Source organism: Oscillibacter sp. UBA6647 (genome assembly GCA_002455655.1).
GTDB lineage: Bacteria > Bacillota > Clostridia > Oscillospirales > Oscillospiraceae > Oscillibacter.
Window position 1 is genome coordinate 989 of sequence record DKLF01000146.1, and the last position, 11,034, is coordinate 12,022.

Consider the following 11,034-nt stretch of genomic DNA (forward strand, 5'->3'; position numbering starts at 1 on the left):
TTCCGCCTTGGCATACAGCTCCTCCGTGTCCACATTGGTGGCAATGCACAGTTTTTTCAGGCTGTGGGCAATCTCAATGATATTTTTAAGCTTCTCTTCGCTGGTGGTGGCAAAATTCAACTTTAGATAGTCGATTGTGTCAAGCAATGCCAGATACCGGGGCAGAAACTGAAACTCGTTCACCGCGATTCGATAGCCCTTGGCTGCATATTCATGCACAGCGGCCAGCGCCGCCGGATGAATGATCACGCTGTCGTCAATCTGAATCACCAGCTCCGACCGATCGAACAGGTCCGGCGTTTTTTTCAGCAGCAGCGTGGCCGTGAAGGTCATAAAGTAAAACGAACCCTTTAAAAGCTTGTCGGTGTTCTGGATCAGGAAGTTATACACCGTGTCCGCAGCGGCAAATTCCTTGTCACTCATCAGCCCGCAGAATGCCTGATTTTCTCCGTGGTACAAAATCTCGTAGCCGATGGACTGTTTCTGAGCGTTACGGATGGGCTGGCGGACGATGTACTTGTTCTTATTTCGGTCCTTTCTCATTCCCACTCATCGCTTTCATGCTTTTTCCGCCGGGGCCGCCTTGCTCAAAAGCTGGTCCATGACGGATACCAGATGTCCGATTTCAGGTTTGGAAAGCTGCTCGTCCGCGCCCACCTGCTTGCCCTTAATCCTCATTTCCTCGGAAATCAGGGAGGAGAACAGCACCACGGGAATTTTACGCAGAAGCTGGTCGTCCTTGATGAGCTTTGTCAGGTGATGCCCGTCCATCTGGGGCATTTCGATGTCGGTGATGACCATGGCCACCTCGTCCGGTGCGGTTCCCCGGGCCTTCATCTGTATCAGCTCGTCCCACAGCTCTTGTCCGTTGGGATAGGCATGCAGGTTGGTATAGCCCGCCTTGCTCAGCGCTTCCCGAATCATCTGGCTCAAAAGCAGGGAGTCTTCCGCGAGGTAAATGGGCCGGTCGCTGCGAATCCGGGGCCCCATCCGGTCAATTTCACCGACTTGAATGGAGGTTTCCGGAGCAATCTCCGCCACAATCTTTTCAAAGTCCAGAATCGTCACCAAATCGTCGCCACACTGGGCGATACCGGTGGCCACGCCATCCGCGCCGCCAGAAATGGTCTTGTCCGGCTTTTGAATGTCCCGCCAGGAGATACGGCTGATGCCCACCACGCTGTGGACCCGGAAAGCAACGTACATCATGTTGAAATTCGTGACGATAAACAAGTCCTTGCCCTGCTTCTCCACGTCCGTGTCCACCAGAAACCTCGGCAGGTTAATGACCGTAATTACCTGATCCCTCGGTTTAAAAATACCCTCCACCGCCGGGTGAACGTGTGGCATGGACTTCACCGGCGCGGACAGCATAATCTCCCGGACCTTGGCCACGTTGATGCCAAAGAGATTATCATTGACGGTGAACTCCATAATTTCAATTTCATTGGTTCCCGTTTCCAGCAAAATGTTGCTGTTGCTCTGTCCCATAACGTCATTCCTTTCACGGTGCCCGCCCATTTGCCGGAGGAGGCCTCCGACTCTGCGGGCGTGTCGGTTCCCGGCGCAGCACACTGTTTATTTAATTGGGGAATTCCCCATAAGCCATCGGCTCAGAATTTAATTTCCGGATATCCATAGGATCGAATTGTTCCGTTTCCCGTGGCGCCGTCAAACTCCATGGTGCGGGCGACGGTACCCCCTACATCTTCCCAGGCCAGCCGAATTTTTTCCATCTTCAGTATCTGGCGGACGCTTTCTCCGTTGCGTTGGCCGATGTTGCCAAGGCTGCCGCCGGAAACCTCGAACATGCGGGCTCCGCCTGCAATTTTCGCCGTGATGGCAGCCCGGCAAGCGCCCTTCATCTCCATCTCCCGCAGTGTGGCGCGGATGCCGGTATCAGCATATTTAAAGGTGTTTTTCCGCCCGGTTTCCATATTCAACGGCAGCATAATGTGGATCAGCGCCGCCAGACGGCGATTTGGCTCGTACAGGCAGATTCCAATGCAGGAGCCCAGCGCATAGGTAATCAGTTTTTCACCGTCCTGCGCCAGTTTCATGTCGGCAATGCCGACAATCAGCTTGTCATTCATCCATTACGCCCAACTTTCGCAGGAGGAAATTCAAAGACCGGATATCCGGCGAGAGCAGCAGCCGACAGGGAACCTGTCTTCCGTCGCACACAAAGTTGCCGCCGATGGTCATGATATAGTCCGACTGGCCGCCGTAGGCCGCCATGGGTACCGTAAGAATCGCGCCCTGCATGTCCACCGCGAAGGCAGGAACCGTCAGCCGGATGGAGATGTCGGCAAGGCCGCTGAGGGCGTTGATAAATGTGGAAATCATAATGTTGCCCACCTCCACCAGCGTGGAGATTTCCATTTCCCGCAGCATATTGAAATCCGACACAGGCTTTCCCAGCACATTGGACAGCACCAGATTGATGAAATCCATCTGCTGCACGGAGAGCATAATGCCGTTGATTTCGCCGCCAAGCTGGCTCAAAACACCGGCGGTGATGGCCTCAGGCCCGCCAATCCACTCAATGGCTTCGTTATAGCCCATAATCCGCACCTCCGGCAACGTGATGCGGACCTCTTTGCCAATCATCTGGGAAAGCGCCGTGGCGGCGTTTCCCGTGCCGATGCTCCCGATCTCCTTGAGCGTATCAATCTCCAGCCCGTTCAAATCCTCATAACTTTTAATCTCCATGCGACTTCCCTTTCCGCGCCGGAGGCGCACCCTTAGGACCTGAGGTTGTTCACCGTAGTCTCAATTTCATCCGTAACGGTGACCATTCTTAGATTATAACTGAAACTGCGCTGCGCTTCAATGACTTTTGTCATTTGTTCCGCCAAATCAGCGTTGGAAGCTTCCAGTGCACCCTGGCGAACCGCGCCGGTACCAAAGCGAACCTGACCGTTTTTTTCCACCGGGATATAGCGGTTCTCGCCCATGCGGAGCATCCCGTCGGTATTCACAAAGTCAAACACACCCACAGGCTGCTTTGCCTCACGGTCCGTCACCTCGGTCACCGCGCCCTTGTCGTTCAGGACAAACCGACCCATCCCGTCGGAGAGCATAAACACGGTTTCCATCTCGGGCTGGCCTTCCTCGTCCAGTTCCTGTTCACCGTCCGCCGAAAGCTTCTGACGCTGAAACTCAGAGAGGGTAAAGGACCCGTCCCGCGTATAGGACACTTCCCCGCTGGCGGGATCATAAAGCCCGAAAAAACCGTCGCCGATAATGGCGTAATCCTGTTTCTGTCCGGTTTCGGCCAGTGCGCCGTCTGCAAAGTCCGTTCCCGCCATGGACATCTTCGCACCGGAGCCACGGGGAAGCTCTGCCCCCTCCGCTCCGGCCACGTTGCCGTACATCAGGGAGGAAAAGCTGGGCTTCTGGGCCTTAAATCCGTATGTATTCACGTTGGCGATGTTGTTCGCCTGCACGTTCATCCGCTGCTGCTGCTGTGCCGCGCCCACCGCGGCGGTATAAAAAGAACTGTTCAAATCCGCTCACCGTCCTTTATACGTTGCCCAAATTGGTTGCCGCCTTGGTCATTAGCTGGTCATACATCCGGCTTACCTCCGCCGCACTTTGAAACGCGCGCTGGGCGGTCATCATGCCGGTCATCTGCTGAATAAGGTCCACGTTGGCCCGCTCCTGCGTCTTCCAGAGAACACTGGTTCCGACCGCAGCCTCTGCCCCGTCGCCGGTAAAATAGCCCTGTGGGTTGCGCTGTAGCTCTGCATTGTCTTCAAAGGAGAAAACGCCCAGTTGCGCCACAAGCAGGCCTTCCTCCGTATAGATTCCGCCGGCGGCGTCGCCCTTAATTTTGTCAGTCCCCAGAAGAATCTCCTCTCCGTTGGGGTCCAACACCCGGCTCCCGTCCGAAAGGCACAGATAGCCCTCTTCATCCAGCGCAAAATTGCCTGCGCGGGTATAAACCGTCTCGTCCCCGGCGTGGACGGCGAAAAAGCCGTCTCCCTGAAGGGCGAAGTCCAGAGGCATCCCCGTCTCTTCCAGCGACCCCTGGGTATAGTCCGTGTAAAGCCGGCTGGGGGCCAGAATATAGCTGGCAGGCCCAATTTCGGCGGGGTTGCTCTTGTCCTTGTTCCCCACCCGGCTGACCACGTATTCCCGGAAGGTGGTGTCGGTATAGGTGTCCGCCTTATAGCCGGAGGTGGCAACGTTTGCCATGTTGTTGGAAATCACGTCCAGTCGCTTGCCCTGAGACAGCATAGCGGAGGTCAGGTTGTAAAAGCCCTTGAACATTTTATCACTCTCTTTTCTCGCCGCGCTCCGGCTTTTGCCCCATATAAGGCCCCAGATACACGCGTAATTTTTGAATAGCCCGGCTGTGAATCTGCGACACGCGGGGCTCGCTGATGTCCATGGCCTGCGCGATGTTCCGCATATTCAATCCCCGCTCATAATACAGGGACAACACCATTTGCTCATTTTTCCGCAGCGCCCGGATTCCGTTGCCCAGCATCTCCCGCAGCTCCTTTTGCTGCACGCTGTCCTCCGGCGAGAGGTCTTCCGCCGCCGGAATGGAAACACCCGTGTCCCCCTCGCTGCGTCGCTCAAACAGCGCCTCCAGCGAAACAATGTTGCAAAAGGCGGCCGCCGCCGCGTCTTCCCGATACTTCTCCACGCTCAGGCCCATGTGCCCGGCAATCTCTTCGTCGGTGGGAAAGCGGCCCAAGTGGTTATTGAGACTGTTCACCGCCTGATCAATCTCCCGTGCACGGCGGCGCACGCTGCGGGGCAGCCAGTCCTGTTGGCGGGCAAGGTCGATAATCATACCCCGGATGCGCTTGGACACATAGGTTTCAAATCTCGCGCCCTTTTCGGGGTCAAACTTATCCACAGAGTTCATCAATGTGAGAATGCCCTCGTTCACAATGTCGTCCACTTGGGCAAAGCCGTTGTACACGCCACAGATTTGCAGGGCGATGCTTTTGATCAGCCCTTCGTACCGCAGCACCAGAGGCCACTTGTACGTCTCTTCCCCCGTGCGTTTATAAAGACTCAGCAGCTCGTCGGTGGGCAGGGCCTCCAGCTCCCGCTCCGTCAAAAGCGTTTGGGAGAGAGCTTCTTCCGTGTGATTGTTTAAAACAGCCGTATCACTCACGCCTCTGCCCCCTCCTTTCGCAAAGCTCTTATAAAGCCGCATGCGCCGCGCCGGACTTCAAAATTCAATCAGACCTTTTCCACCGTCTCCTTCTTCTGCTGCATCGTGATGTTGCCAAGTGCCTGAATCTGAATATCCGTTGTAATCTCATTGAAGGACAGCACATACAGATTGGGGAAAAACTGGGACAGCATTCTGCTCAAGTACACACGGATGACAGGGCTTGTGAGAATGACGGGGGTCTGCCCCAACTCTGCAAACCTTTTCACGGATTCCCCCAGTTGGGAGACAATCTGCTGCATCATGTCCGCGCCCATCGCCAAATACACACCCTGATCGTTTTTGGTGAGGGAGGAAACGATCAGCTTTTCCACCTCCGCGTCCAGCGTTACCACCCGAAGCTGCCCATGCTCGCAGAAGCGGCGTGTGATGGTCCGGGTCAAAGCCGATCGAACCGCCTCGGTGATTAAATCCGGGTCCCGTGTGGTATTCATGGCGTCCGCAGCGGCCTCCACAATGGTGCCCAAGTTCTTGATGGGGACGCCCTCTTTCAAAAGGCTTCGCAAAATCCGTTCCAGCATCGCATAGGAGATCAGCGCGGGAATGGTTTCCTCCACCAACTGGGGGGCAGCCTTCTTCAGGTTTTCCGCCAGCCGGATTGTCTCCTCCCGGTCCAGCAGCTCGTACACGTGCTTTTTGATGGTTTCGGAGAGATGCGTCAGCATTACGGAGAGGGGGTCAATGACGGTATACCCGTAAATCTCCGCCATTTCCCGACTCTCCGGCAAAATCCAGCGGGAGGGAATGCCATATGCCGGTTCGATGGTTTCAATGCCGTCAATCTCGCCGCTGGGAGTCGTGGGTTCCAGCGCCAGATAATAGTCCACAAGGATTTCGCCCTTGGCGACCTCCTCGCCCTTAATCTTAATTACATACTGATTGGTGCCAAGCGTTGCAGAGTCGTGCAGCCGCACCGAGGGGACCACAAAGCCCATGTCCTGGGCATACTGGCGGCGGAAGATGACGATGCGGCTGATGAGCCGCCCGCCCCGCGCCTCGTCCACCAGCGGGATCAGGCTGTATCCAAATTCCATTTCGATGGGTTCCACATCCAGCAGAGAATAGATGTTGTTAATGTCCTTATAATACTCGTTTTCTCCGGGAGCCTTGGCAGCCTGCGCGGCCTCGACAGCCTCTTTTTCCTCCTGCGCAGCAAGCTGGGTTTTCTCCGTCTGCATGCTTTGCAGGCCTCGCCAGCCCCAAAATGTAAGCGCGGCGCCCACCACCAGCAGGGCCAGATGAGGCGTGTTGGGCATAACTGCCAGAAACAAGAGCACGATACCCGCCACCATAATCGCCCGGGGCTGGGCCTTGAACTGCCGGAGCACGTCGTTGTTCAGGCTGTCCTCAGACACGCTGCGGGTGACAATCATACCCGTGGCGGTGGAAATCATCAGCGCGGGAAGCTGGGACACCAGCCCATCGCCCACGGTGGCGATGGAATACACCTGCAAAACGCTTGCGAAGTCTCCGCCACCCTGCACAATGCCGATCACCAGTCCCGCCACAAAGTTGATGGTGGTAATAATCAGGCTCATAATGGCGTCGCCCTTGACGATTTTGGTTGCGCCGTCCATTGCGCCGTAAAAATCCGCCTGACGCTGCACCTTTTCCCGGCGAGCCCGCGCGTCCTGTTCGTTAATCAGGCCGGAGGAGAGATCCGCGTCAATGGCCATCTGCTTGCCGGGCATGGCATCCAGCGTGAAGCGGGCGGCCACCTCAGCCACGCGCTCCGCGCCCTTGGTGATGACAATAAACTGCATCAGCACAATAATCAGGAAGATAATCACGCCGATGACAATATTCCCGTTGGTAATCAATTGGCCAAACGCCTTAATCACCGCGCCCGCATAGCCCCCGTTGGAGAGAATCAACCGGGTGGAGGACACGTTCAGTCCCAATCGGAACAGCGTGGTCACCAGCAGCAGCGAGGGGAAGATGGAAAATTCCAGCGCGTCCGAGATGTTCATGGTAATCAGCAGAATCACGATGGACAGCGAAATGTTGATAATCAGCAGAATGTCCATCAGCATTGGGGGAAGCGGCAGAATCAAAAACAGGACGATGACGACCACGAGGAGAGATATGATGTTGTTTGCAAGTCTTCTCATCGTGGTTCCGCCTTTCCTCGGTTAATTTTTGGATTCCGGCCCATTGCCTTGGGGGAGATTCGGGGAGCCTTCGGCTTCAAAGTCGTCAACGGCTTTCCTGCCCGTCCAGCTCCATTTCCTTGCTCAAGTCCCGGTTACTCATCTTAAAGACGTATACCAGCACGTCCGCCACCGCGCCGTACAACTCCGGCGGAATTTGCCGATTCAGCTCGGCGGAGGCGTAGATGGACCGGGCCAGAGGAACGTCCTCCACCGTAGGGATACCGTGCTCCTCCGCCGTTTTCACAATGCGCAGGGCCACCTCGTCCAGTCCCTTTGCAAGGACCACGGGGGCAGCGTCCGTCTCCGGCTTGTATCGCAGAGCCACCGCCACATGGGTGGGGTTTCTGATGACCACATCCGCCTGGGGCACCTGCTGCATCATGCGGGACTGGGCCATTTTTCGCTGGGCTTCCTTGATTTTGCCCTTGATCTGAGGATCGCCTTCGGTCTGCTTATATTCCTCCTTGATCTCCTGCTTCGTCATGCGCATCTGCCGCTCGTAATCCCACCACTGATAGTAGAAATCAAAACCTGCCAGCGCAACGAACGCAATGATAATCTGGAGAATCATGCCGCTGAGGCGGCTGAGAATATCGCCGCAAACGGCGGTTATATCCGTGTTTAAGTAATTGGCAAAGGCAACCATACATCCACTGATAAAATGATAAATGATCAGCAGGAGAATGGTGATTTTGATGATGCCCTTCCCCGCCTCCACCACGCTGCGCAAAGAAAATAGCTTTTTAAAGCCCTCCAGCGGATTAAGACGGCTAAACTTGGGCTGGATGGACTGCCCGGACACCAGCATCCGGGTCTGCGCGAAGGTGGCCGCCACGGCTGTCACCGCCACCGCCAAGATGGTGGGCCCCACCGCCATAAACAGGGTGTAGGCGCCCTCCTTGAGAAGGTCGGGAAGCTGCGCCTCCAGAGAAACCGAGGAGAGATTCCCCGCAAGAGTCATACATACCCGGAAAAAGGAATCTATCTGCCCCACTGCGCTCGACATGGTCATGCGCAGCGTCATATAGCCCACCAGCAGCGTGGCCACCGCCACCGCGTCCTTACTGAGAAAAACGTTGCCTTTTTTTCGTTGGTCCCGTCGCTTTTTGGGGGTTGCCTTTTCTGTTTTGTTGCCCTCCGGCACAGACGTTCCCCCCTTTTGCCGCCCCCTTTTTTAAGGGGCCAGCACCGTCAGCGTTTCCCGCACAGCAACCAGCATTTGATTTTCCGCCCGCAGCAGAAATTCGCTGATGGGCGACATAAACAGCATCAGCAGCACCAGTCCGATAATGACCTTCAGTTCGATGTTGATGGAAAACACGTTGATCTGCGGAATGACCTTCATTAAAACGCCCATTCCAATCTGTCCCAGCAGCTCCGCCGCCAAAATTGGAATCGCCAGCTTCACCCCCAGCACAAAGCACTCAATAAACAGTTCTATCCCCGCCTGCATGGCGGCCTGTCCCAGCGCCGCCTGTCCAAAGGGAATGATCTCTCCGGAGGTCAGCAGGATGCGCAGAAGGGTGTTGTGTCCGTTTGCCGCGAAAAACAGCAGGGTCATCAGAATCGTAAACAGCGTGCCGCTGACGGACATGGAAATATTGGAAGCGGGGTCGTATTCTTTGGACATGGACATGCCCATCTGATTATCTATGATTTCGCCCGCCTGCTGGGGGATGAGGTAAATGAAAAACTGCACCGCCATTCCCACCATAAAGCCAACGCCCAGCTCCAGCAGCAGCCGGACAGCAAACTCAACCAAATGCACCGGCACGGGGGCGGTCCCCTTCGTAAACGAGGCCACAAACCACGTCAGCACCAGCGTAAGGCCCGCCCGGATTATGCCGGGGATATTTCGCCGTCCCAGCAGCGGATTGAACATTACAAAACCGCTCATCCGCATCAGAATGTAAAACAGCAGCGTAAGCCTGCCCCAGTCGATCATGCCGCGCCCCGCCTTACAGCATCAGCGTGAACAGATACCGGCTGTAATCCACCAGCGTGTTCATCATCCAGCCGCCGCCGATAAACAGCACCAGCCCAATGACCACCAGCTTCAAAACAAAGCCCAGCGTCTGGTCGTGAATCTGTGTGACGGCCTGAAAGATGGCTACCAGCACGCCCACTATCATGCTCAGGATGAGCATAGGACCCGCCAGACGGATCACCACGAAAACACCCTGCCGGAGCACCTCGCCCGCATTCAGTTCCATGCCATCGCCCCTTTCTAGTGGAATCCCTGCACCAGCGTTGAGAACACCAGTTCCCAGCCGTTGAGTACGATAAACAAAAGCAACTTGAAGGGCGTGGAAATCATGGACGGGGGCAGCATGATCATGCCCATGGACATCAGCGCGGAAGCCACCACCACGTCAATCAGCATAAAGGGAATGTAGACGAGAAATCCAATCTCAAAAGCGCGCTTCAGCTCGCTGGTCATAAAGGAGGGCACCACAACATGCATCGGCAGCGCCTTGGCCGCGGCTTCATCCGCGGGCCGGTCCACAGCCCCATCCAAATCGCAGAACAGGTTTATGGAAGAGGTTTCAGTGTTTCTCAGCATAAAATCCTTCAGCGGAACCTGCGCCCGGTCAAGAAATTCCTCCTGCCCGATTTCCTCCGCCACATAAGGGTCGTATGCCTCGGTCTTGATGGTGGTAAACACAGGGTTCATGGTAAACATCGTTAAAAATAGCGCCACCCCAATCAGCACCACGTTAGGCGGGGTCTGCTGCGTTCCCATCGCCGTGCGCAGAAAGGAAAACGTGATGATATACCGGGTAAAGGACGTCATCATCACCAGCAGCGAGGGCAGCAGCGTCATCATCGTGGTCAGGAAAAGAATCTGGAGGGCCTGTACGTTGTCCCCGTTGACATTGACCAGTGCGTCCGTCACGTAATACTCCCTCCTACTTCTTTCTCTGTTTCAAAACTTCCCGCAATGCATCGCGGAAGGGAATCGGGGCCTCTGCCCCAGCAGCGGGCGACGCGGTCTGCGCCGCGCTGTCCCACGCCTCCGCTTCCTCGGCGCTCAGCTCCCGCAAAAGAGAAATCTCTCTGCCGGTGACGCCCAGAAGGAGAACCGTTTCGCCCGCCCGAACCATCACAAGGGACTGCTCCCGCCCTAGCGGCAGACGCTCCAACAGCCGGAGCTTTCCGCTTCTTCCGGGCAAAAAGCCGCCAAGCCCCGGCGCGTGCCCCGCCAGATATCGGGTAAACAGCCATGCGAGAACCAGCACGCCGAGGACAGCCGCCAGCATCCCCAAAAGGGCGCCGATTTCCTCCCACTGCATAAATCAGGGATTACCGATGATGGAGTTCACCGTCTTAAGTACGCGGTCGGCCTTAAAGGGCTTGACAATGAAATCCTTTGCACCGGAACGCACCGCGTCGATGACCATGCTCTCCTGTCCCATAGCGGAGCACATGACCACATTGGCGTTGCCGTCCTTGCCGCGAATGGTTTTCAGGGCTTCCAGCCCGTCCATATTAGGCATGGTGATATCCATGATGACCAGATCGGGGTGAATCTCCCCATATTTCTCCACGGCGTCCGCACCGTCCACCGCTTCAAACAGCTCGGTATATCCGTTCTTGGAAAGAGTGTCCTTAATGACCTTGCGCATAAATGCCGCGTCGTCAACCACTAAAATCTTAGCCATGTTAAACCTTCCTTTTTCTGAA

The 11,034-nt window shown here is 55.9% G+C and carries 13 protein-coding genes and 1 pseudogene; all 14 read right to left on the bottom strand.

The annotated features are described in order from the left end of the window. A pseudogene (locus tag B2W96_RS10800) lies at positions 1 to 543 on the bottom strand (diguanylate phosphodiesterase); the annotation flags it as partial. A 15-nt stretch (positions 544 to 558) separates the two neighbouring features. Next, positions 559 to 1,491: a chemotaxis protein gene (locus B2W96_RS10805; RefSeq protein WP_293010302.1), complete on the bottom strand. Its 933-nt coding sequence runs from the start codon at positions 1,489 to 1,491 to the stop codon at positions 559 to 561. A 122-nt stretch (positions 1,492 to 1,613) separates the two neighbouring features. Next, complete coding sequence (locus B2W96_RS10810; RefSeq protein ID WP_293010303.1) at positions 1,614 to 2,093, bottom strand: chemotaxis protein CheD; 480 nt, start codon at positions 2,091 to 2,093, stop codon at positions 1,614 to 1,616. After that, entirely contained in the window at positions 2,086 to 2,712 is a 627-nt protein-coding gene (locus B2W96_RS10815; RefSeq protein WP_293010304.1) for a chemotaxis protein CheC, read from the bottom strand. The genes B2W96_RS10810 and B2W96_RS10815 overlap by 8 nt, the downstream gene beginning before the upstream one ends. Before the next feature lie 32 nt (positions 2,713 to 2,744). After that, positions 2,745 to 3,509 (bottom strand): flagellar hook-basal body protein, encoded by a 765-nt coding sequence (locus B2W96_RS10820; protein WP_293010305.1) that lies wholly within the window; start codon positions 3,507 to 3,509, stop codon positions 2,745 to 2,747. 16 nt (positions 3,510 to 3,525) lie between these two features. Then, a complete protein-coding gene (locus tag B2W96_RS10825) occupies positions 3,526 to 4,275 on the bottom strand; it encodes a flagellar hook-basal body protein (protein WP_293010306.1) in 750 nt (249 codons plus the stop codon). A gap of 4 nt (positions 4,276 to 4,279) precedes the next feature. Then, positions 4,280 to 5,137 carry a sigma-70 family RNA polymerase sigma factor gene (locus tag B2W96_RS10830; RefSeq protein ID WP_293010307.1) on the bottom strand — a complete coding sequence of 286 codons (858 nt, stop codon included), beginning with the start codon at positions 5,135 to 5,137 and terminating at the stop codon, positions 4,280 to 4,282. Between the two features lie 68 nt (positions 5,138 to 5,205). Beyond that, entirely contained in the window at positions 5,206 to 7,308 is a 2,103-nt protein-coding gene (gene flhA, locus B2W96_RS10835; protein ID WP_293010308.1) for a flagellar biosynthesis protein FlhA, read from the bottom strand. A gap of 85 nt (positions 7,309 to 7,393) precedes the next feature. Then, a complete protein-coding gene (gene flhB, locus B2W96_RS10840) occupies positions 7,394 to 8,494 on the bottom strand; it encodes a flagellar biosynthesis protein FlhB (protein ID WP_293010309.1) in 1,101 nt (366 codons plus the stop codon). Between the two features lie 30 nt (positions 8,495 to 8,524). After that, entirely contained in the window at positions 8,525 to 9,295 is a 771-nt protein-coding gene (gene fliR, locus B2W96_RS10845; protein ID WP_293010310.1) for a flagellar biosynthetic protein FliR, read from the bottom strand. Between the two features lie 13 nt (positions 9,296 to 9,308). Then, the gene (locus B2W96_RS10850; protein ID WP_293010311.1) at positions 9,309 to 9,563 is read right to left on the bottom strand and encodes a flagellar biosynthetic protein FliQ; all 255 of its coding nucleotides are present in this window, start codon (positions 9,561 to 9,563) and stop codon (positions 9,309 to 9,311) included. Between the two features lie 14 nt (positions 9,564 to 9,577). Then, entirely contained in the window at positions 9,578 to 10,246 is a 669-nt protein-coding gene (gene fliP, locus B2W96_RS10855) for a flagellar type III secretion system pore protein FliP (RefSeq protein ID WP_293010312.1), read from the bottom strand. A 13-nt stretch (positions 10,247 to 10,259) separates the two neighbouring features. Beyond that, positions 10,260 to 10,643: a FliO/MopB family protein gene (locus B2W96_RS10860; RefSeq protein WP_293010313.1), complete on the bottom strand. Its 384-nt coding sequence runs from the start codon at positions 10,641 to 10,643 to the stop codon at positions 10,260 to 10,262. 3 nt (positions 10,644 to 10,646) lie between these two features. Continuing rightward, a complete protein-coding gene (locus B2W96_RS10865) occupies positions 10,647 to 11,012 on the bottom strand; it encodes a response regulator (protein WP_293010314.1) in 366 nt (121 codons plus the stop codon). Between the last annotated feature and the right edge of the window lie 22 nt (positions 11,013 to 11,034).

What these genes read in the sequence shown, in the direction of transcription:
- B2W96_RS10850 (WP_293010311.1), bottom strand. Translation starts at nt 9,563, where the DNA reads ATGGAACTGAATGCGGGCGAGGTGCTCCGGCAGGGTGTTTTCGTGGTG.
- B2W96_RS10825 (WP_293010306.1), bottom strand. Translation starts at nt 4,275, where the DNA reads ATGTTCAAGGGCTTTTACAACCTGACCTCCGCTATGCTGTCTCAGGGC.
- B2W96_RS10865 (WP_293010314.1), bottom strand. Translation starts at nt 11,012, where the DNA reads ATGGCTAAGATTTTAGTGGTTGACGACGCGGCATTTATGCGCAAGGTC.
- B2W96_RS10805 (WP_293010302.1), bottom strand. Translation starts at nt 1,491, where the DNA reads ATGGGACAGAGCAACAGCAACATTTTGCTGGAAACGGGAACCAATGAA.
- B2W96_RS10860 (WP_293010313.1), bottom strand. Translation starts at nt 10,643, where the DNA reads ATGCAGTGGGAGGAAATCGGCGCCCTTTTGGGGATGCTGGCGGCTGTC.
- B2W96_RS10815 (WP_293010304.1), bottom strand. Translation starts at nt 2,712, where the DNA reads ATGGAGATTAAAAGTTATGAGGATTTGAACGGGCTGGAGATTGATACG.
- fliR (WP_293010310.1), bottom strand. Translation starts at nt 9,295, where the DNA reads ATGATCGACTGGGGCAGGCTTACGCTGCTGTTTTACATTCTGATGCGG.
- flhA (WP_293010308.1), bottom strand. Translation starts at nt 7,308, where the DNA reads ATGAGAAGACTTGCAAACAACATCATATCTCTCCTCGTGGTCGTCATC.
- B2W96_RS10810 (WP_293010303.1), bottom strand. Translation starts at nt 2,093, where the DNA reads ATGAATGACAAGCTGATTGTCGGCATTGCCGACATGAAACTGGCGCAG.